Raw genomic sequence first — 21,767 nt, forward strand, 5'->3', positions numbered from 1 at the left:
GGAATTAAAGGAGCAATCAATGGATGTAAATCAATTAAATGGGGTGGCTTTAGCTTATTTGGGCGATAGTGCCTATGAATTGAAAATTCGCCAATATGTTCTAGAACAAGGTATTCGCCAAGCTAGTCAGTTACATCGAGCCAGTGTTCAGTACGTCGAAGCCAAGGCGCAAGCTAAAGTCATCCAATATTGGCTCCACGTTAGTGACTGCTTAAGCGACGAAGAAATTAATATCTATAAACGGGGGCGTAACCATAAAGCGAATACTAAAGCAAAAAATGCTTCGATAGGTGAATATCGTCAGGCTACAGGATTCGAGGCCTTGATGGGCTGGTTGTATTTAAGTCAACAGTACGATCGATTCAATCAGTTGGTTGAAGATGCCATCCAAATCATTGAAGGAGAATAAAAATGGCTGTGGATAAGAGAGAAAATTTCAATGGAAAACAAGAAGATAGCGAAATTTTATATGGTCGACACACCGTTTTAACCATTTTGCAGTCAAATAAAGAGGTAAATAAATTATTTTTACAAAAAGGGATAGCGGGTAAACAAATAACCGATATACTGAAGTTGGTAAAGCAACGAGGTATTGTTTACCAAGAGGTCCCCAAGAACAAATTAGATGAACTGAGTCAAGGAGAAAATCACCAAGGCGTGATAATCACTGTAGCTCCATATCACTATCAGAGTATAGAAGATAGCTTTGCTTTAGCTAGTCAAAGACAAGAAGATCCTTTCTTGTTAATATTGGATGAAATCGTTGATCCTCATAATTTAGGTTCGATTCTCAGAACGGCTGACGCAACTGGCGTGCATGGGATCATTATTCCTAAACGTCGATCCGTTGGCTTGACAGGGGTCGTCGCCAAAATTTCAACCGGAGCGATTGAACATATCCCTGTGATACGGGTAACCAATCTAGCGCAAACGATCGATCAGCTTAAATCTAGAGGCCTATGGATATTTGCAACGGATATGGAAGGTGAAGATATGCGCCAATGGAATTCCCAAGGACCGATTGCCTTGGTTATTGGGAATGAAGGCAAAGGAGTTTCCCCTCTACTCAAACAAAAATGTGATGGGATCGTGACCATCCCGATGCATGGGCATGTTCAAAGTCTCAATGCGTCAGTCGCAGCTTCTGTCTTAATGTATGAGGTTGCTCGAGATCGCATTCCGATCAGGTGATTTGATGCGAAAGAAAATTCTATTTGTTGATGGGTATAATATGATAGGATCCTGGCCCCACTTGAATCAATTGAAACATAAGGATTTAATTCAGCAGGCCCGGGATCTTCTCTTATTCGAACTCTCAAATTACCGGAAATTTCGAGGTGTCGACCAATTAGTGGTAGTCTTTGATGCCCAATTCGTTCCGGGACTGAGCCAAAGTTTCGAAGAATATGAGCTGACCGTTGTCTTTACCAAAGAAGGAGAAACAGCCGATACTTATATTGAAAGAGAAGTTCAAGCTTTTATTCATCCTTTAAATGCTGTCCGTGTAGCGACTAGTGATGCAGCAGAACAATGGTTAATCTTTCAACAAGGGGCTCTGAGAATGTCAGCTCAGGAACTCTTACTGGATAAAGAATTAACTGAAAAACAAATTCAAACGGAAGTAAGACATCACTATCAGCAAATTGTGCGGCGCAGAAGTCCATGGGAAATGAAAGATTTAGAGTACTTAGATTTACTTCGTCATAATATTGAACACTTATCAGATAAGGATGGCCATTCTCCTAAATAAGTAAAGGAGAAAGAAATATGAAGAAGATTGCTCTATTATCGAATGAACAACTTGTCGAAGCTTATCAACAAAGCTCTAACCAAGATTATTTAGTTGAATTATTTGATCGTTTTAAACCTTTAATACGCAGTCTCTCCCGTCAATACTTTATTATTGATTATGATAATGATGATTTCGAACAAGAAGTTCGGGTCGCATTATTGAAAGCTGTTCGCACATTCAATTTGGAGCGTAGATCTTTTTTTGCACCTTATGCCCGCTGCGTATGTCGCAATCACATCATTAATATTGCGCGTTACCGGTTGGCTTCCTGTCGAGGCGGAGGCAAGAAGGATTTATCACTTAATGTGGAAGTTGATGGAGATAGTGTGGATACCTTGAGTCTATTACCAGATACTAATAATTTGCCCATTTATGAAATTTGTTCAACCCAATCTAAATTTATAAGAGTTTTGAATAGCTTGTCTAAATTAGAGAAACAGGTATTGCATAAATATCTTTCGGAAGGAAATTATAAGAAAATTGCCGAAGAATTAGGAATGAGTTTGAAAAAAGTTCACGATACGATTTATCGGTGTCGGAAGAAATTCAAACAATTAGCCTAAATTTCAAAAAAACCTCTAAACTTTAGAGGTTTTTTTGAATGGATATGATAATATATAGCTTAGGCAAAGGAGTGGGAGACTGAATGGTAAAAAACGAGTTTATTGAAAAGGTTCAAGTGGCTGTAGAAGGAAAGGAAAAATTACTTAATCAATATTTTCCTTTATATGCATTAAGAGCCATCTATGCAGGAATGTTCCTCACCATCGCAACGGTGTGTGCTGCGATGGCAGCGAATGTATTTCAGGATCCTCTTCCTTATTTAGCTAAATTTGTATATGCAATTATTTTCCCTTTTGGTTTAATGATGATTTTGGTACTCAAGACAGAACTAGCGACCTCTAACATGATGTATACGATGGTTGGTCAGCATCAGGGTTTGTTGAAGATAAGCTCAGGCATTAAGATTGTCCTAATTTGTACTTTCTTTAACTGGTGTGGGGCTATTTTAATGGCATTGTTAATGAGCTGGGCGACAAATGCGCAACAAATTACAGAAACATCATTCTTAGTGAATGTGGCGCAGGCCAAATTAGCGAAGAGCCTGTTAAGTATTTTTATCGAAGCTATTTTAGCTAATATTTTTGTCAATATTGCTATCATTGGCCAAATGAATATTAAAAATGAATTCGCCAAACTATTTTTTGTTGAAGTCGTTATTTTTATGTTTGCTTATTTTGGTTATGAACACGTGATAGCGAATTTCAGTGTGTTTTCAATGGTAGGTTTTACAGGTCATAGTTTACCTTGGGGGCAAGTTTTGATGCAATGGCTTGTGGCCTTCTTAGGTAATGTTGTCGGCGGCGGTGTAATTATGGGCTTGGGTTATAGTCTGTTAAATCGGAACACTTTATAGAGATACTTGACAAAAGTGGCATCAGTTCATTAGTATATTGATGACTTATAAAAAGGAGGGGTTGTTATGGCCCAAAAGAAAGGCGCTTTAGCATGTACGGTCTGTGGCCAACGCAATTATTCAATGACTCCGACACAAATGGGCAAGGCCACTCGCTTAGAAGTCATGAAATTCTGTAAATACTGTAATAAACACACGCTTCATAAAGAGACTAAATAGTAAATGTTATAGAAAGGAAAGACTCATGTCATATTTTAAAAATGTTCTGCAAGAAATGAAAAAAGTGACTTGGCCAAATCTCCAAGAAGTGAATCGTTATACTTGGACAGTTATTTTCATGGTGATTGCTTTTTCTATTTTCTTTGCTGTCGTTGATTTCGGCCTATCTAATCTATTAAATTGGTTATTTACCTTAGCTTAAGCTACTGATATTTTAACCGAAAACATGGTATAATATACTAAAAGAAAGCCTACATGATGTAGGTTTTTTATTATGAAGAGAAAGTCAAAGGAGGAAAGTTGCGTGAACGGAGAAAAAGCTTGGTATGTGCTCCATACTTACTCAGGATATGAGAACAAAGTCAAAGAAAATATAGAATTGCGTAAAGATTCGATGGATATGAATGAAAATATCTTCCGGGTTATGGTTCCAGAAGAAGAAGTAACCGAAATGAAAGATGGCGTTAAGAAGACCAAATCTAAGAAGAAATTTCCTGGTTATGTGTTAGTAGAAATGGTCATGTCTGATGAAGCTTGGTTTGTGGTCAGAAATACACCAGGGGTAACGGGGTTTGTTGGTTCACATGGTGCAGGATCTAAACCTTCTTCCTTATTAGAAGAAGAAGTGGCTGTCTTATTAGGTGATAAAGCTGCTCCAAAACCAGTGGTTGATTTAGAAGTTGAGATTGGAGATCGGGTTGAAATTATCGATGGTGCCTTCTCAGGGCTAGCCGGTGTCATTGAAGAAATTGATCAAGATCAGCAACGATTAAAAGTTGTGATTGAAATGTTTGGTCGCGAAACCGTGACCGAGCTAGAATTCTATCAGGTCAAAGCCGAAGAAATCTAAAGTGAGCAAGTTGTCTGAAGAATTATTATAAATTTGCTTGATTTTGCTAAAGATTGTGTTATAATGCTTCGGTGCGCATGTACGCACAATGAGTGGGAGGTTACTAACCGTATACCACATCACGAACTTAAAAAAACAAGGAGGAATGTTTCGTGGCTAAAAAAGTTGTCAAACAAGTCAAATTGCAAATTCCAGCCGGACAAGCAAGTCCAGCTCCACCAGTAGGTCCTGCATTAGGGCAAGCCGGTGTGAATATTATGGCTTTCACCAAGGAATTTAATGCTCAAACTCAAGATCAAAATGGAATGATTATTCCAGTAGTGATTGATGTTTATGAAGACCGTTCATTTACCTTCATCACTAAAACTCCACCAGCCCCAGTTCTATTGAAGAAAGCTGCTGGTTTATCTAAAGCTTCTGGCGAACCTAACAAGAATAAAGTTGGAAAAGTGACCAAAGCTCAAGTTCAAGAAATTGCTGAAATCAAAATGAAAGACTTAAATGCAGCAGACGTAGAAGCTGCAATGCGCATGATCGAAGGTACTGCTCGTTCTATGGGTATTACTGTAGAAGGCTAAATGCGGGTGCAGTTTCCACAAACCCGTATTCTATCGGGTGTGGGAGGAAAAACCGTTATCACCACAAAAATAGGAGGAAATAAAAATGGCTAAAAAAAGCAAACAATATCAAGCGGCCTTAGAAAAAGTAGACCGCAACAAACTTTATACTCCAACAGAAGCAATTACTTTAGCTAAAGAAATCGACTTTGCTAAATTTGATGCCACTGTTGAAGTATCTTATAACTTAAATATCGATGTTAAAAAAGCAGACCAACAAATTCGTGGTGCCATGGTCTTACCAAATGGTACTGGTAAAACTCAAACGGTTGTCGTAGTTGCTCAAGGAGCAAAAGCTGAAGAAGCTCGCGCTGCTGGTGCTGACTTCGTTGGTGATGCTGATATTATTGAGAAAATCAACGGCGGCTGGTTAGACTTTGATGTTATGGTTGCTACCCCTGATATGATGGGTCAAGTAGGCCGTTTAGGTCGTGTCCTTGGTCCAAAAGGCTTGATGCCTAACCCTAAAACAGGTACCGTAACAATGGATGTTACTAAAGCAGTAGAAGAAATCAAAGCTGGTAAAGTAAATTACCGTGCTGACAAAGCTGGTATCGTGAACGTGCCAATTGGTAAAGTATCATTTTCTACTGAAAAATTAGTTGAAAATTTCAAGGCTTTACACGAAGAATTAATTCGAGTAAAACCAAGCGGAGCTAAAGGTAGATTTATCACCAATCTTACTTTGACCACAACCTTTGGACCTGGTATTAAGATTGATGCACAAACAATCACCGCAGCCGTAACGAAGAAAGATGAAGAAGAATAATTCTTCTTGCAAATCAAATAATAATGCGTTACAATGTGTAGCGTCAAACGACCGAAGACAGTAAGTGGCTTTAGCCTTAATTTCTTACCGAGGAAGTTCCCGAATTATTTTGGAAGCTATCTCTATGTCTAAGGTGACATAGAGATTTTTTAATGTGAATTAATGAATCTCTATCTTATCTAATATTGACGGAGGTGAATTATTTGGTTAAACGTGTTGTAAGTAAAGAAGCAAAACAAGCAGAAATCGATCAACTTGTTGAAGGTTTCAAATCTTCTTCAGCAATCTTGGTTGTAGACTATTTAGGTTTATCTGTTGCCGAAGTTACTGCATTACGTAAGGAATTACGTGATAACGACGTGAAGATGAAAGTTGTGAAGAATACTTTATTACGTCGAGCTGCGGCTCAAGCAGAAATTGAAGGTCTAGATGAATATTTCAGCGGACCTACAGCGATTGTCTTTAGTGAAGACATTGTGGCTCCTGCTAAAATCTTGACCGAACAAGTCAAGAATCTGGATGCCTTGGAAATCAAGGGCGGTATGATCGAAGGTAAAGTGGCCTCATTGGCTGATATCGAAACTGTCGCTAAATTACCTAGTCGTGAAGGATTACTATCAATGTTACTATCAGTGCTACAAGCGCCAATGCGCAATACAGCATCTGTTCTATCTCAAGCATCTCCTGCACGCAAGATGGCTTATGCGCTTAAAGCTGTTGCAGATTCAAAAGACGCTGCCTAATAAAATAAAATTATAAAGGAGAAATATATTATGGCATTAAATATTGAACAAATTATCGAAGATATTAAATCATCAACTGTTGTAGAATTAAACGAATTAGTTAAAGCAATCGAAGAAGAATTCGGTGTGTCTGCTGCTGCTCCTGTAGCTGTAGCTGCTGCTCCTGGTGCTGGTGAAGCTTCAGCTGCTGCTGAACAAACTGAATTCAATGTTGAATTGAAATCAGCTGGCGCTGCTAAGATCAAAGTTATCAAAGCAGTTCGTGAAGCAACTGGTTTAGGCTTGAAAGAAGCTAAAGAATTAGTTGATGGCGCTCCTTCAGTGATTAAAGAAGCTGTTTCTAAAGAAGAAGCTGAAGAACTTAAAGCTAAGATCGAAGAAGCTGGCGGAGAAGTTGAAGTTAAATAATTATATTAACTTACAAATAAAAGAGAAGCATTCCTTGCGGAGGCTTCTCTTTTTTTGCGTTAAGAATTAATAATTTTTTAGAATAGCTTCGATGATTTGGCTCACACCGTGGAGATTATGGTCGGGGGCACGTAGGGTTGAGAATGATTTAACCTCTTCACTCGCATTTTCCATGACAAATCCATATTTTGCCATTTGTAACATAGAGCGATCATTTAAGGAATCGCCGATCGTAGCCACTTCATCCATCGTCCAACCTTTAGCTGCGGCATAAGAGGCAATGGCTAAGCCTTTCTGAGCTTTTTGATGGGTTACTTCTAAATTGTCAATATTTGATGAAGTTATATCTAAACTATCTTCACTCGCGAAGACATCTTGAAAGGCTCGCAGTTTTTCCGGATTTTCGGAAAGAATCATCATCTTCAGGACGGGACTAGCTTGATTGAATCGGTAATCATTAATATCACGAACATAATTAATATCATTAATGAATTGCATGCGACTACTTTGGTCTGAATCGATTCCCAAGTCGAGATTGGCGAAGATCTTCTTTAAGAAACTATCAGTATCCATCACATAGAGATATTGTGAGTCCATTACGGAATAACCAATTCCATGCCGTTGACAAAAGAGGATCATTTGTTTAACAATTGAAAAACTCATAGGAATCGATTGCTCTAAATGCCCGTCTCTGGAATAAATGGCAGCACCGTTTAGATTAATCATTTCGCAATCAATCTGATGCATATCTAAAAAAGGTTTAGCTGAATGGAAGGTTCGGCCAGTAGCAATCATAAATTCGATGCCACGAGCTTGCAATTTCTTGATACTATTGGCATTTTCTTGACTAATAATGTGTTGGTCATTTAACAGAGTACCATCCATATCTGAGACAAATAATTTAATCATATTTTTCCTCCATGCTTACTATGCTAATAGTTTACCATGAACCTCGGTAAAATGTTAGAATATCAATTAAGATTACAATTCAAAGGAGTATAGCATTGACGGAACAATATTTTGAACACCAGCCTCATAGCGCCGACCATCCTCAGACTTTTGAATTTAGCTTTAAGCATAAGACTTATACCTTCCAAACGAATGCTGGAGTATTCTCCAAGAGTCAAATCGATTACGGTTCCCAGGTCTTATTAGAAAGCTTTCTTTCAAATTATCAAGTTGAAAATCAAGAAAAAATACTGGAATTAGGTAGTGGTTATGGGCCAATCTCTATTATTCTAAACCAAGAACTTCCCCAGACGAAGATTACGGCGGTGGAGATTAACCGACGAGCTTATGAATTGGCAAAGCAGAATGCTGAATTGAATCAGGCTTCATCAATTCAATGGCTTTTAACGGATGCCATTAATTTACAATTAATGGATCGATATCAGTGGGTCTTGACGAATCCACCCATTCGAGCTGGGAAACATGTAATCCAACGATTTGTAGCCGTGGCTTATGAGCATTTATTAGAAAATGGCCGTCTGGTTCTCGTGATACAGAAAAAACAAGGAGCCCCTTCGATGAAGAAATATATGGAGGAAGTTTTCGGCAATGTCGAACGACTAAAGCAGGATAAAGGCTATTGGATTCTATCCAGTCAAAAGCTTGCATCGACAGATGAAAACCGCTAAAATGATTTTAGACAAAAGTCTTTTAATTGACAAAAGTTTAAAATCGAGGCGGAGGAATCCAAATGTTAAGTCATAACGAGGAACGCATCTTGTTATTATTGAAAGAAAACCCCTTTCTATCGCAACAAGAAATCGCTGACCTGATTCATTTAAGCCGATCGACCGTAGCAACAATTATTTCCAATTTAATTGAAAAGAAATACCTATTAGGTCGGGCCTATGTCCTTAATCAAAGCAGTGAAATTGTATGTATTGGGGCGATGAACCTCGACCGTAAGTATTTTCTCAAAGATCATTTACAAGCTGGCACGAGTAATCCGGTGATTTCTAGCGAAAGTATGGGCGGCGTGGCCCGAAATGTTTCAGAGAACCTAGGGCGTTTAGGTTTAGATGTGTCGCTCGTTTCTTTAGCGGGTAATGATAAGGAATTTGATTGGATTCGTCAACAGAGTCAACCTTATATTAACTTCCAATATGTCCAAAACCTAAGTAATTACCCGACCGGGAGTTATACAGCGGTGATTGATTCAAATGGAGAGATGACTCTAGCCCTTGCTGATATGGAAATCTACGATCAGATGACCCTATCTTGGATTCAGCAATACCAAACCGCTTTTTCTTCGGCTAAAGCACTGGTGCTTGACCTGAACCCTCCTTTAGCGGTCGTCGAATATGTGATAAATTTTGCCCGACAGACAAAAGTTCCCTTGTATTTGATTCCAGTGAGTGGGCCAAAGATGGCTCGACTGCCTAAGGATTTAACCGGAGTGACGGGGATGATTGTGAATCTAGACGAATCACAGACTTATTTCTCGTTAAAGGATAACGACCGAGATCTCGCCAAAATTGCTCACTTGTGGATGGAAACGGGCCTGGAACAAATCGTTCTAACGCACGGAAGTCAACCAAGCTATTACTTGGATCGAACGAGTCAGACGTTCTCAATCAAACCGCCTCAAGTTGATCAGGTGGTTGAGGTGACCGGCGCTGGCGATGCTTTCTCAGCGGGAATGATTTATGCTTGGATTAAGGGCTATCCAGCTGATCGAGCATTAGAATTAGCCATGGCCAATGCTAATCTGTGTATCCAATCCCGACAGACAGTCCGCAAAGATTTGAATGAAACCTTATTAGAAAATTATCGTCAAACAATATTTAGGAGGTAATTATGAACCCATTAATTCGTTTAAGTCAAGAAGTTAAAGAAGCTTTAGATCATCACCAACCGGTAGTGGCGCTAGAATCTACCATTATATCTCATGGGATGCCTTATCCCCAGAATGTAGAGATGGCTCGTAAGACTGAACAAATTATTCGTGAACATGGAGCAGTACCTGCCACCATTGCCTTAATGGATGGTAAAATCCAAGTGGGCCTTGATGATCAACAGTTAGAATTACTAGCGACGGCTCCGAATGTTGCCAAAGTATCTCGTCGTGATTTTGCAGAAATTTTGGCTAGTCAACAAATTGGAGCTACGACAGTAGCTTCAACCATGATTGCGGCTAAATTAGCTGGGATTAAGGTCTTCGTCACGGGAGGTATTGGGGGAGTTCATCGTGAAGGACAGGATAGTATGGATATTTCTGCTGACCTAGAAGAGCTAAGCCAAACTAATCTTACGGTCGTATGTGCGGGTGCGAAAGCAATTCTTGATTTAGGCCGCACGATGGAATATCTTGAAACCAAAGGAGTGCCGGTGGTTGGTTATCAAACCGATTATTTACCTGCCTTTTATTCTAGAACCTCTGATGTGGCTTTGAATTTACGTAAAGATCATCCCGAAGAGATTGCAGCTTTGATGCACTACCAAGATGTCGCTGAATTAAAATCAGCCATTCTAGTAACCAATCCAATTCCAGCAGAACATGAAATTCCTCATGAAGATATTGATCAAATTATTCAACAAGCCTTAGCCGAAGAAAAAGAAGCAGGAGTTCATGGTAAGGATTCAACGCCTTTCTTACTTGCTAAGATTGTCGAATTAACCGAAGGCCGATCGCTAGCGAGCAATATTGAATTGGTCTATAATAATGCTCGTCTCGGTGCAGAGATTGCGGTGGCCTACCAAGCCTATCAATAAAATAAAATTTATGTATCAGGTTATTGCTGATCAGATTCGATATTTATAAATCAATCATTTAGCTCATCTTTTTGTTGGAGGTTGCTAGAAGAAATTTCTTAATTAAAAGATATGACGAAGGGAGTCGATTCAATGCCAGCCAAGCAAGAACATCAAACGATTACCCACCCCTTGTCTCCTTTATATCAATCAGATTCTAAAATTTTAATTCTCGGATCTTTTCCTTCAGTTCAGACCCGGGCTTACGGCTTCTTTTATGGGCATCCGCAGAATCGCTTTTGGCCATTAATGGCAGCCTTGTTCGGCGAAACTCTATCCAATGAGATTGGAGAACGTCGTGATTTTCTATTGCGTCACCAGATTGCCGTTTATGATTCAATTTATCAATGTGATATTATTGGTTCGAGTGATGCCTCGATACAAAATGTGATCCTGACAGATCTAAGTCAGGTCTTCCAACAAAGCCAAATTGAACAAGTCTTCTGTAATGGAGCTACTTCCTACAAATATTATCAGAAGTATCATGCCAAACAAAGTCAGATAGCTGGTATAAAACTTCCTTCCACGAGTCCAGCTAATGCTCGGTTCCGTCTGGCTGATTTGTTAGAAGCTTGGTCGGTGATATTGCCCTATTTAGCTTAGCAGAAAAGGTCTAAAGAATGTTAGCTGAATAACATCAAAGAAGGAATTGACTTTCCTTCTTTTTTTTGCTATGATGGATAAACGTGAGAAGCAGATTATAAAAGAAAACCATCTGAAATATTGTCCAGATAGGCTTTCAAGGGAATTAAACAAAAGAATTGTGTAGTCGTACTCAAATCTTTTGTTATTTTTTTGCCTAAAAGTCTGGTAAATCCACGGTTTGTTATCAAAATGTAAGGTTTGTAACTTAATTGTAACATTGTGTTTGATTATATATAAGGGGTGAAGAGCTTGAGTCATCATATTGTTAAATATGGTAAGAAAGCAGAACGTCGTAGCTATTCGCGCATTGCCGAAGTCTTAGAACTACCGAATTTGATTGAGATTCAAACTAAATCCTATGAATGGTTCCTAGATAAAGGGATTCGGATTATGTTTGAAGATATTTCTCCGATTGTCGACCACAGTGATAATTTGGAACTCCATTTCGTCGATTACGAATTGAGAGAACCCAAATATGATGTGGAAGAAGCTCGTAGTCATGATGCCAATTATTCACAACCAATTTATGTGAAATTACGTCTGGTGAATAAAGAAACTGGCGAAGTCAAAGAACAAGTCGTCTTCTTTGGTGATTTCCCAATGATGACCGAGATGGGAACGTTCATTATTAACGGGGCAGAACGGGTTATTGTATCTCAATTAGTACGATCCCCGTCCGTTTATTTCCATGACAAGATTGATAAGAAGAATCGCCATACCTACACTTCTACCGTGATTCCAAACCGTGGTGCTTGGTTAGAATTCGAAACAGATGCCAAAGGGGTTGCTTATGTAAGAATTGACCGGACGCGTAAGTTGCCATTGACTGAACTGGTGCGCGCCCTTGGCTTTGGTTCAGATGATGAGATTGTGGCCTTGTTTGGTGAAAGCCAATTATTAGACACCACCTTAGAAAAAGATATCCATAAGAACGTGGCTGATTCACGGGTTGAAGAAGCCTTGAAAGATGTTTATGAACGTCTTCGTCCCGGCGAACCTAAGACTGCTGAAAGTTCACGAAATCTTTTGATTGCTCGATTCTTTGATCCACGTCGTTATGATTTAGCACCGGTGGGTCGCTATAAGATTAACAAGAAACTTCATTTGAAATATCGCTTGTTAGGCTTGACCTTGGCTGAAACCTTGGCAGATCCAGAAACTGGAGAAGTGATCTTCCCAGAGGGCACTGTGCTTGATCAAGACAAAATTGATACCCTAATTCCTTATTTAGAAAATAATATCAATCTAGTCACTTGGGAACCTGCTGAAGATGCCGTCTTAACTGATCCAATTCCTTTGCAAATGATTAAAGTATATGCTCCGAGCGATCCTGAACGTGTCATTAATATAGTGGGTAATGCAAATATTCCTGATTCAGTAAAATGTTTAACACCCGCCGATATCATTGCTTCAGTCAATTATTATTTGTTCCTCGATGAAGGCATTGGGAAGACGGATGATATTGACCACCTTGGCAATCGTCGGATTCGTTCCGTTGGAGAATTATTACAAAACCAATTCCGAATTGGTTTAAGCCGTATGGAACGAGTGGTCCGTGAACGGATGTCTTTACAAGATATTGCTACGATGACCCCGCAACAGCTGGTGAATATTCGTCCGGTAGTTGCTGCGATTCGGGAATTCTTCGGTTCATCTCAATTATCTCAATTCATGGACCAATCCAACCCATTGGGTGAGTTAACCCATAAACGTCGGTTGTCAGCCTTAGGACCTGGTGGTTTGACTCGTGATCGGGCGGGTTATGAAGTGCGTGACGTTCACTATTCTCACTACGGCCGGATGTGTCCGATTGAAACCCCTGAAGGACCGAATATCGGGTTGATTAACTCGCTCGCTTCCTACGCCAAGATTAATGACTATGGTTTTATTGAAACGCCTTATCGAAAAGTTGACCGACAAACTCACCGTGCTACTGATGAAATTCACTATTTATCAGCAGACGAGGAAGACTTATATGTCGTGGCTCAAGCTAACTCATTAATTGATGAAGAGGGTAATTTCATCAATGATACTGTAATGGCTCGATATAAAGATGAGAACTTGGAAGTTTCGGTTGAGCAACTCGATTTCATGGACGTGTCACCGAAGCAAGTTGTTTCTGTGGCTACGTCTTCCATTCCATTCCTGGAAAACGATGACTCCAACCGGGCTCTGATGGGGGCTAACATGCAACGGCAAGCTGTGCCATTGGTTAAACCGCAGGCACCTTTTGTCGGAACCGGGATTGAATATCAAGCAGCCCATGACTCAGGTGCAGCTCTAATTGCCAAAGCAGGCGGTACCGTGGCGTATGTCGATGCTAATATGATTGTGATCGAACAAGAAGACGGTTCGATCAAAGAATATCATGTAACTAAATTTGCCCGCTCGAATGCTGGAACCTGTTACAATCAACGACCTTTGGTTAAGCAAGGAGAAGTGGTTGATGCTGGCGATGTCTTAGCTGACGGACCATCGATGGAAAAAGGTGAAATGGCACTAGGACAAAATCCGTTAATAGCCTTTATGACTTGGGATGGTTATAACTTCGAGGATGCGATTATCATGTCTGAACGTCTGGTCAAAGATGACGTTTATACCTCGATTCATATTGAAGAATACGAATCCGAAGCTCGTGATACTAAATTAGGTCCAGAAGAAATTACACGTGAAATCCCTAACGTCGGTGAGGATGCTCTGAAATTCTTAGACCGTGATGGAATTATTTCAATTGGTGCTGAAGTTCGCGATGGAGACATTTTGGTCGGCAAGGTAACTCCTAAAGGAGTAACCGAACTTTCTGCTGAGGAACGATTGCTACACGCTATCTTCGGTGAGAAAGCTCGTGAAGTTCGTGATACCTCATTACGTGTGCCTCATGGTGGTGGCGGTATTGTCCATGACGTGAAGATCTTCACTCGCGAGAATGGTGATGAACTCTCTCCTGGCGTAAATATGTTGGTCCGAGTATATATTGTTCAAAAGAGAAAAATTCAAGTCGGTGACAAGATGGCTGGACGCCACGGTAATAAAGGGGTTGTATCCTTAGTGGTTCCAGAAGAAGATATGCCATTCTTGCCGGATGGTACACCGGTTGATATTATGTTGAACCCACTTGGGGTACCTTCACGGATGAATATCGGTCAAGTCTTCGAACTCCATTTAGGTATGGCAGCTCGTTCATTGGGCATTAATATCGCTACACCAGTCTTTGATGGTGCTAATGAAAACGATGTTTGGGAAGCTGTCAAAGAAGCTGGTTTAGCAGAAGATGCTAAGACCGTCTTATACGATGGCCGCACTGGTGAACCTTTTGACCGTAAAGTATCTGTGGGTGTCATGTATATGATGAAACTCGGCCACATGGTAGATGATAAAATCCATGCCCGTTCTACAGGTCCTTACTCTCTAGTTACTCAACAACCACTGGGAGGTAAAGCCCAATTTGGTGGACAACGTTTCGGTGAAATGGAAGTTTGGGCGCTTGAAGCCTATGGAGCAGCCTTTACCCTACAAGAAATCCTAACCTATAAATCAGACGACGTGGTTGGACGGGTTAAGACTTATGAATCTATTGTTAAGGGCGAAGGAATTCCAAAACCAGGCGTTCCAGAATCTTTCCGTGTTCTTGTTAAAGAATTGCAAGCTTTAGGTCTTGATTTGAAAGTCTTGGACGAACGTGATCAAGAAATTAACTTACAAGATGATGAAGATGAAGATGATGTTGTGAACTTTAACGCTTTGGATAAGTTCAAAGAAGAACAAAAAGAAGCTGAACGTTTGCGCCAAGAGAAAGAAGCCGAACGTCAAGAAAGCAACGATGAAGAACAGGCTGCTGTTGAATTAGTTGATTTAGAAGATTAAAGTCGACACTCAAAGGTTTAAAATAAGGAGGTTAGCCTTTTGATCGATGTGAATACATTTGAATCCATGAAAATTGGATTGGCATCCCCAGAAAAAATTCGTTCATGGTCATACGGTGAAGTCAAGAAACCAGAAACGATTAACTACCGGACCCTCAAACCTGAAAAAGATGGTCTGTTCGATGAACGGATCTTTGGTCCAACCAAAGACTGGGAATGTGCTTGTGGAAAATATAAACGTATTCGTTATAAAGGACGGGTTTGTGAACGTTGTGGGGTTGAAGTCACACGTTCCAAAGTTCGGCGCGAACGGATGGGCCATATTGAATTAGCCACCCCCGTAACCCATGTATGGTATTTTAAAGGGATTCCTTCCCGGATGGGCTTGGTCTTAGATTTAAGTCCACGCTTGCTGGAAGAAGTCATCTATTTTGCTTCTTATATCGTGATTGATCCAGGTGATACAATCTTAGAACACAAAGCCCTACTTTCTGAATTAGAATATCGTGAACGTAAACGTGAATACGGAGATCGTTTCGTAGCTAAGATGGGGGCTGAAGCGATTCGCGACTTATTAAAACAAGTTAATCTTGAAGCTGAAGTTGCTGAATTGAAAGAACAATTGAAGACAGCCACCGGCCAAAAACGGACACGGGCGATTCGTCGACTTGAAATTCTAGACTCATTCTTAGAATCTGGAAATAAATTAACTTCAATGATTATGGAAGCTTTGCCAGTCATTCCACCTGAATTGCGACCAATGGTCCAATTAGAAGGGGGCCGCTTTGCAACTAGTGACTTGAATGACTTATATCGTCGGGTAATTAATCGGAATAACCGTTTGAAACGGTTGTTAGATCTCGGTGCTCCAGATATTATTGTACAAAATGAAAAACGAATGCTTCAAGAAGCGGTCGATTCATTGATTGATAACGGTCGTCGCGGTCGTGCCGTTACCGGACCTGGTAACCGGCCATTGAAATCTTTATCGCATATGCTAAAAGGGAAACAAGGACGTTTCCGTCAAAACTTACTAGGAAAACGGGTAGACTACTCTGGACGTTCAGTTATCGTAGTTGGACCAACTCTAAAAATGTATCAATGTGGTCTACCAAAAGAAATGGCGATTGAATTGTTCAAGCCATTCGTGATGAAAGAATTAGTAGAACGTGAAATTGCCGGAAATATTAAAATGGCTAAGAAAATGATTGAGACCCAAGATGATCAAATTTGGCCAGTGATAGAAGAAGTTATCAAAGAACATCCCGTTCTACTGAACCGGGCACCGACCCTTCACCGCTTGGGAATCCAAGCCTTTGAACCAGTATTAGTCGACGGTAAAGCCATTCGACTTCACCCATTAGCCTGTGAGGCCTACAACGCCGACTTTGACGGTGACCAAATGGCGGTTCACGTGCCTCTTTCTCATGAAGCTCAAGCTGAAGCACGATTATTAATGTTGGCCGCTCAACACATTCTGAATCCAAAAGATGGAAAACCGGTCGTGACTCCTTCTCAAGACATGGTTCTAGGAAACTATTACCTAACCATGGAAGAAGCTGGTCGTGAGGGCGAAGGTATGCTTCTATCTAGTGAAAGTGAGGCAGAACTTGCTTATGTTAATGGTTATGCCCACCTACATACCCGGGTAGTAATTCCAGCCAAAGCCTTAGCGGCTAATGGTAAGGAATTTACCGAAGAACAAAGCTCTAAGATCTTAGTGACAACCATTGGTAAAATTCTATTTAATCAAATCATGCCGAAAGAATTCCCATTCTTAAATGAACCAAGTACTGAGAACCTAACAGTGAAAACTCCTGATAAATATTTCTTAGAACCGGGCTCAGACATCAAGGCAGCGATTGCTGAGATGCCATTGGTAGATCCATTTAAGAAGAAATATCTTGGTAAGATCATTGCCGAAGTCTTCAAACGTTATAAAGTAGCTGAAACTTCTAAAATGCTCGATAAGATGAAGAATCAAGGATACAAGATTTCAACCCGAGCGGGGATCACCGTCGGCGTTGCTGACGTAATCCGTCTAGAATCGAAAGAAGAAATTTTAGAAAATGCTCATAGCACGGTTGAAAAGATTACTAAACAATATCGTCGTGGTCTGATTACCGAAGACGAGCGCTATAATAATGTAATTCGTACATGGGAAAAGGCTAAAGACGCTATCCAAGATAATCTGGTTGAAGAACTACCAAGATTGAACTCCATTAATATGATGGCGGACTCCGGGGCCCGTGGTAATATCTCTAACTTTACCCAATTAGCCGGAATGCGGGGGAACATGGCGGCTCCAAGTGGTAAGATTATCGAATTACCGATTACTTCTAACTTCCGTGAAGGACTATCTGTCTTAGAGATGTTTATCTCAACTCACGGGGCACGTAAAGGGATGACCGACACGGCCTTGAAGACCGCTGACTCTGGTTACTTGACTCGTCGTCTGGTTGACGTGGCTCAAGATGTCATTGTTCGTGAAGATGATTGTGGAACTGAAAAAGGGGTTATCGTTGAAGATATTCGTGATGGTAACTCTATTACCGAATCTCTGGAAGAACGTTTAATCGGTCGGTACACTCAAAAAACAGTCTACCATCCAGAAACTGGCGAAGTGATTATTGGTCGTAATCAATTAATCAATGAAGATATCGCAGCTCAGATTGTGAATGCTGGTATTGAAAAAGTAACCATCCGTTCTGTCTTCACTTGTAATACGAACCACGGTGTATGTAAGCACTGCTATGGTCGAAACTTGGCCACGGGTGAAGAAGTTGAAGTTGGGGAAGCTGTCGGAACCATCGCTGCCCAATCGATCGGTGAACCGGGTACTCAGTTAACCATGCGTACCTTCCATACCGGTGGGGTTGCGGGTGGTGGCGACATCACTCAAGGGTTACCGCGGATTCAAGAAATCTTTGAAGCCCGGAATCCGAAAGGTCAAGCTACCATCACTGAAGTGGCTGGTGAAGTTGAAGCCATTGAAGAGAAAGCCTCAGACCGAACCAAAGATATCACTATCAAAGGTATTACTGATACGCGTACTTATAACGTTCCTTTCCAAGCCCGCTTGAAAGTTAAAGTCGGCGACCAAGTGGAACGTGGCCAAGCCTTGACCGAAGGATCAATCGATCCGAAGGAATTATTACGCGTGACCGATGTACTAACTGTAGAAAACTACTTACTCCGTGAAGTTCAAGGAGTTTACCGTGGTCAAGGGGTAGAAATTGGCGACAAACACGTTGAGGTTATGGTACGTCAAATGCTACGCAAGGTACGAATTATGGACCCGGCAGATACCAATATCTTACCAGGTGCCTTATTAGACATTGCTGACTTTACTAAGGCGAATGAAGAGATTATTAAGTCTGGCGAAGTGCCAGCAACAGCTCGTCCAGTAATTCTTGGAATTACCAAGGCTGCCTTACAAACCAACTCCTTTATCTCGGCTGCTTCCTTCCAGGAAACAACGCGCGTCTTAACAGATGCAGCGATCCGGGGTGACAAGGACCCATTAATTGGTTTGAAAGAAAATGTTATTATTGGTAAGTTAATTCCAGCGGGAACCGGTATGCAACGTTACCGTCAAGTGGTTACCAATACATCAGCTGAACAAACAGCTATTGAAAGCCAAATTGACGAATTCGCGGAAGAAGAGTAGCTAGCAATGTTGCCAACAGAATAAGTCCATAGAAACAAAACAAACGGTGTTGGAAAGGGATTGCCCTGACCAGCACCGTTTTTTGTGTTTTTTGGAGGAGGAGCTAAAAGACTCAAGTTCGTCGGAGAAATTTTCTTTGTATCACAAAATTGAAAAGGAAAAGAATTTATCAGGTACCCACTCGGTGTAGATAGAATGCGTAAATATGTGGTATAGTGAAGGTAATTATGCTGTTTTGCAGCGATAGTGAAGAGAATGGAGATTGACATGGAAGTTCAGAATTATAAGAGTTTATCACAAGCTTTATGGAATAGTGCTAATATTTTACGTTCAAAAATGGATGCCAATGAGTATAAAGACTATCTTTTAGGGATTATTTTTTATAAATATTTATCGGATAGAATGTTAGTCGAGGCCGCTGATCTGTTAGAAATACCAATTCAAAATTTGGAAGAAGCTCAGAAAGCATATTCAGAGGCATATGAAGATGAGGATATTCATGACGATTTAATTTTTAATCTTAAAGATTCGTTCTCCTATACTATTGAGCCCCAGCTCACCTTTACAAAATTAGTTCAAGATATTCGCAAAGGAAAATTTCTATTAGAAGATCTTAAACAAGGTTTTCGTAATATTGAACAAAGTTCTGAACTTTATGAAAATTTGTTCTCTGACGTTGACCTAGATTCACGTCGCTTAGGAAATACCTATCAAAAACAAAATGAAACCATCGCTTCAATTATGATGGAACTTTCATCCTTAAACCTAGCCCATCAAGGGGATGTCCTGGGTGATGCATATGAATATTTAATCGGCCAATTTGCTTCAGATTCTGGTAAGAAAGCCGGAGAATTCTATACGCCCCAAGCAGTTTCTCAGTTGATGACAAGGATTGTCTTATTGGGTAAAGAAAATCAAAAAGGTTTCACCGTATACGATCCGACTTGTGGGTCAGGGTCATTGCTTTTAAATGTAAAAAAATTCTCGAATGAACCAGGTACAGCTCAATACTTTGGTCAGGAATTAAACAATTCTACTTTCAACTTAGCTCGAATGAATATGATTCTTCATGGAGTAGATGAAGCCAATCATTTCTTGAATAATGCGGATACCTTAGATGACGACTGGCCAGTTGATGAACCAACAAACTTTGATGCAGTATTAATGAATCCGCCTTATTCAGCTCATTGGACAGCGAACAAAGGTTTTTTGGATGATCCCCGATTTGCCATGTATGGTGTATTAGCGCCTAAATCTAAAGCAGATATGGCTTTTATGTTGCATGGCTATTATCATTTAAAACCAGATGGTGTGATGGCCATCGTATTACCACACGGAGTTCTTTTTCGTGGTGGCGCCGAGGGTAAAATCCGCAAAAAGTTATTAGAACTTGGGGCCATTGATACAGTAATCGGATTGCCAGAGAAGATTTTCTTCAATACCTCTATTCCAACCACGGTCATTATTTTAAAGAAGAACCGAACACACAAAGATGTCTATTTTATTGATGCCTCTCAGACCTTCACAAAAGAAAAAAATCAAAATATTCTAGAAGAAAGTCACATTGATCAAATTATTGAAGCATACAAGAAAAGAGAATTTATCGATAAATATGCGTATTTGGCAACTTTTGAAAAGGTTGCTGAAAATGACTTCAATCTGAACATTCCTCGTTATGTAGATACTTTCGAAGAAGAGGAGCCAATTAATATGGCTGAAGTGATGCAGGAGATTCGATCTATTGATCAAGAAATTAAAGATGCCGAAAATGAACTCCAACAAATGTTTGATCAATTGGTAGGTACGACACCGGAAGCCCAAGCCGAACTCGAACAATTCCGCTTACTTCTAGGGGGTGGGTCACTTGAATAAACGTTGCCAACCCTTCATACGATTTCAAGGATTCAATGACGATTGGGAACAGCGTAAGTTACAAGAAGTTTCAAATTCTACGATTGGAGGAGGCACACCAAGTACTACAAATAGCGAGTATTGGAATGGAAATCTTCCATGGATACAGTCATCTGATTTAATAGAGGGCAATCTATATTCCGTGAATATTGACAAGAAAATAACTCAAAAAGCTATAGATGAAACTTCTGTCAAATTAATTCCGATGAATTCCATTGCTATTGTTACTAGAGTTGGTGTTGGGAAAATTGCACTAATTCAATATGAATATTCAACTAGCCAAGATTTTATTTCACTTGTCGATATTAAAACAGATCTATTATTTACGGTGAATTTGTTATTTCTTATATTACAAGAATTAAAATATAAATTACAAGGAACTTCCATAAAAGGCATCACAAAAAATGAATTGTTAACAACAAAAATTAAAATCCCAAAAGAAAAAGTAGAGCAAAATAAAATAGGTAAATTATTTCAAAAATTTGACAAAACCATCACTCTTCATCAGCGAAAGTTAGAAAGCTTAGAAAAACTTAAAAAAGCACTTTTACAAAAATTACTTCCAAAAAATAATGAAAAAGTTCCTGAGCTCCGTTTTAAAGGTTTTGATGATGATTGGGAACAGCGTAAGTTGGGGGAGTTAATCACGTGTTTTTCAGGAGGTACTCCATCGGTAAAAAATAAAGAATATTATAACGGACATATCCCTTTTATCAGATCTGGTGAAATATATAATGAAACCACAGAATTATTTATTTCGGAATCGGGTTTAATAAATTCTTCAGCTAAACTTGTAAATGTTGGAGATATTCTCCTGGCTTTGTATGGTGCTACAAGTGGTGAAGCAAGTTTATCCAAAATAAAAGGAGCTATTAATCAAGCAATTCTAGCTATTATACCAATAAAAATAGATAAAAAATTCCTACTATATTGGTTAATTAATAACAAAGATAAGATTTTATCTACTTATTTACAAGGTGGGCAAGGAAACCTTTCCGCAAGCATTGTGAAAGATTTAGTAATTTCATACCCAAAAAATATTAAAGAACAAAAGAAAATTGGAGAAGTATCTTTTTCTTTAAATGAAACTATCACTCTTCATCA

21 protein-coding genes and 1 other annotated feature are annotated in these 21,767 nt (G+C 39.8%); of the genes, 20 read left to right on the forward strand and 1 reads right to left on the reverse strand.

Features of this window, described 5'->3' with window-relative positions; all coding sequences use genetic code 11:
* Positions 1–19: 19 nt before the first annotated feature.
* The 12 genes from BMX34_RS03975 (at position 20) to rplL (ending at position 6,815) form a co-directional block, all read left to right on the forward strand.
* Positions 20–409 carry a Mini-ribonuclease 3 gene (locus BMX34_RS03975; protein WP_092571015.1) on the forward strand — a complete coding sequence of 130 codons (390 nt, stop codon included), beginning with the start codon at positions 20–22 and terminating at the stop codon, positions 407–409.
* 2 nt (positions 410–411) lie between these two features.
* Positions 412–1,191, forward strand: a complete 780-nt coding sequence (gene rlmB, locus BMX34_RS03980; protein ID WP_092571017.1) for a 23S rRNA (guanosine(2251)-2'-O)-methyltransferase RlmB — start codon at positions 412–414, stop codon at positions 1,189–1,191.
* A gap of 4 nt (positions 1,192–1,195) precedes the next feature.
* Complete coding sequence (locus BMX34_RS03985) at positions 1,196–1,750, forward strand: NYN domain-containing protein (protein ID WP_092571019.1); 555 nt, start codon at positions 1,196–1,198, stop codon at positions 1,748–1,750.
* Between the two features lie 17 nt (positions 1,751–1,767).
* Positions 1,768–2,355, forward strand: coding sequence for a sigma-70 family RNA polymerase sigma factor (locus tag BMX34_RS03990; protein ID WP_092571021.1), 588 nt, complete (start codon positions 1,768–1,770; stop codon positions 2,353–2,355).
* An 83-nt stretch (positions 2,356–2,438) separates the two neighbouring features.
* Entirely contained in the window at positions 2,439–3,209 is a 771-nt protein-coding gene (locus tag BMX34_RS03995) for a formate/nitrite transporter family protein (RefSeq protein ID WP_092571023.1), read from the forward strand.
* A gap of 66 nt (positions 3,210–3,275) precedes the next feature.
* Positions 3,276–3,428: a 50S ribosomal protein L33 gene (gene rpmG, locus BMX34_RS04000; protein ID WP_092571025.1), complete on the forward strand. Its 153-nt coding sequence runs from the start codon at positions 3,276–3,278 to the stop codon at positions 3,426–3,428.
* A 25-nt stretch (positions 3,429–3,453) separates the two neighbouring features.
* On the forward strand, positions 3,454–3,630 hold the full coding sequence (gene secE, locus BMX34_RS04005; RefSeq protein ID WP_092571028.1) for a preprotein translocase subunit SecE: 177 nt from the start codon (positions 3,454–3,456) through the stop codon (positions 3,628–3,630).
* A gap of 72 nt (positions 3,631–3,702) precedes the next feature.
* On the forward strand, positions 3,703–4,278 hold the full coding sequence (gene nusG / locus BMX34_RS04010) for a transcription termination/antitermination protein NusG (protein ID WP_092571030.1): 576 nt from the start codon (positions 3,703–3,705) through the stop codon (positions 4,276–4,278).
* A gap of 152 nt (positions 4,279–4,430) precedes the next feature.
* Entirely contained in the window at positions 4,431–4,856 is a 426-nt protein-coding gene (gene rplK, locus BMX34_RS04015; protein ID WP_092571032.1) for a 50S ribosomal protein L11, read from the forward strand.
* An 85-nt stretch (positions 4,857–4,941) separates the two neighbouring features.
* Complete coding sequence (gene rplA / locus BMX34_RS04020) at positions 4,942–5,664, forward strand: 50S ribosomal protein L1 (RefSeq protein ID WP_092571034.1); 723 nt, start codon at positions 4,942–4,944, stop codon at positions 5,662–5,664.
* Between the two features lie 33 nt (positions 5,665–5,697).
* Positions 5,698–5,824: a sequence feature (ribosomal protein L10 leader region), on the forward strand.
* Positions 5,825–5,867: 43 nt separating this feature from the next.
* Complete coding sequence (rplJ, locus tag BMX34_RS04025; RefSeq protein WP_092571036.1) at positions 5,868–6,407, forward strand: 50S ribosomal protein L10; 540 nt, start codon at positions 5,868–5,870, stop codon at positions 6,405–6,407.
* Between the two features lie 30 nt (positions 6,408–6,437).
* Positions 6,438–6,815, forward strand: a complete 378-nt coding sequence (gene rplL / locus BMX34_RS04030; protein ID WP_092571038.1) for a 50S ribosomal protein L7/L12 — start codon at positions 6,438–6,440, stop codon at positions 6,813–6,815.
* A 66-nt stretch (positions 6,816–6,881) separates the two neighbouring features.
* On the opposite strand, the gene BMX34_RS04035 is transcribed toward rplL, so the two are convergent.
* Positions 6,882–7,724, reverse strand: coding sequence for a Cof-type HAD-IIB family hydrolase (locus tag BMX34_RS04035; protein WP_092571040.1), 843 nt, complete (start codon positions 7,722–7,724; stop codon positions 6,882–6,884).
* Positions 7,725–7,819: 95 nt separating this feature from the next.
* Here BMX34_RS04035 and BMX34_RS04040 point away from each other — a divergent pair, with 95 nt between their 5' ends.
* From BMX34_RS04040 to BMX34_RS04075, 8 genes are all read left to right on the forward strand, one after another.
* Positions 7,820–8,452, forward strand: a complete 633-nt coding sequence (locus BMX34_RS04040; protein WP_159428841.1) for a class I SAM-dependent methyltransferase — start codon at positions 7,820–7,822, stop codon at positions 8,450–8,452.
* 62 nt (positions 8,453–8,514) lie between these two features.
* Complete coding sequence (locus BMX34_RS04045; RefSeq protein WP_092571044.1) at positions 8,515–9,618, forward strand: carbohydrate kinase; 1,104 nt, start codon at positions 8,515–8,517, stop codon at positions 9,616–9,618.
* A gap of 2 nt (positions 9,619–9,620) precedes the next feature.
* Positions 9,621–10,535, forward strand: coding sequence for a pseudouridine-5'-phosphate glycosidase (locus tag BMX34_RS04050; RefSeq protein WP_092571046.1), 915 nt, complete (start codon positions 9,621–9,623; stop codon positions 10,533–10,535).
* A 132-nt stretch (positions 10,536–10,667) separates the two neighbouring features.
* Positions 10,668–11,177: a DNA-deoxyinosine glycosylase gene (locus tag BMX34_RS04055; protein ID WP_092571048.1), complete on the forward strand. Its 510-nt coding sequence runs from the start codon at positions 10,668–10,670 to the stop codon at positions 11,175–11,177.
* Between the two features lie 282 nt (positions 11,178–11,459).
* A complete protein-coding gene (rpoB, locus tag BMX34_RS04060) occupies positions 11,460–15,083 on the forward strand; it encodes a DNA-directed RNA polymerase subunit beta (RefSeq protein WP_092571050.1) in 3,624 nt (1,207 codons plus the stop codon).
* Positions 15,084–15,122: 39 nt separating this feature from the next.
* Entirely contained in the window at positions 15,123–18,752 is a 3,630-nt protein-coding gene (gene rpoC, locus BMX34_RS04065; protein WP_092571052.1) for a DNA-directed RNA polymerase subunit beta', read from the forward strand.
* Between the two features lie 267 nt (positions 18,753–19,019).
* Positions 19,020–20,624: a type I restriction-modification system subunit M gene (locus BMX34_RS04070; RefSeq protein ID WP_092571054.1), complete on the forward strand. Its 1,605-nt coding sequence runs from the start codon at positions 19,020–19,022 to the stop codon at positions 20,622–20,624.
* A partial coding sequence (locus BMX34_RS04075; protein ID WP_092571057.1) for a restriction endonuclease subunit S occupies positions 20,617–21,767 on the forward strand: 1,151 nt, incomplete at its 3' end. The genes BMX34_RS04070 and BMX34_RS04075, both read left to right, overlap by 8 nt.

The sequence above is a fragment of the Ignavigranum ruoffiae genome, from assembly GCF_900110675.1.
GTDB classification, from domain to species: Bacteria; Bacillota; Bacilli; order Lactobacillales; family Aerococcaceae; genus Ignavigranum; species Ignavigranum ruoffiae.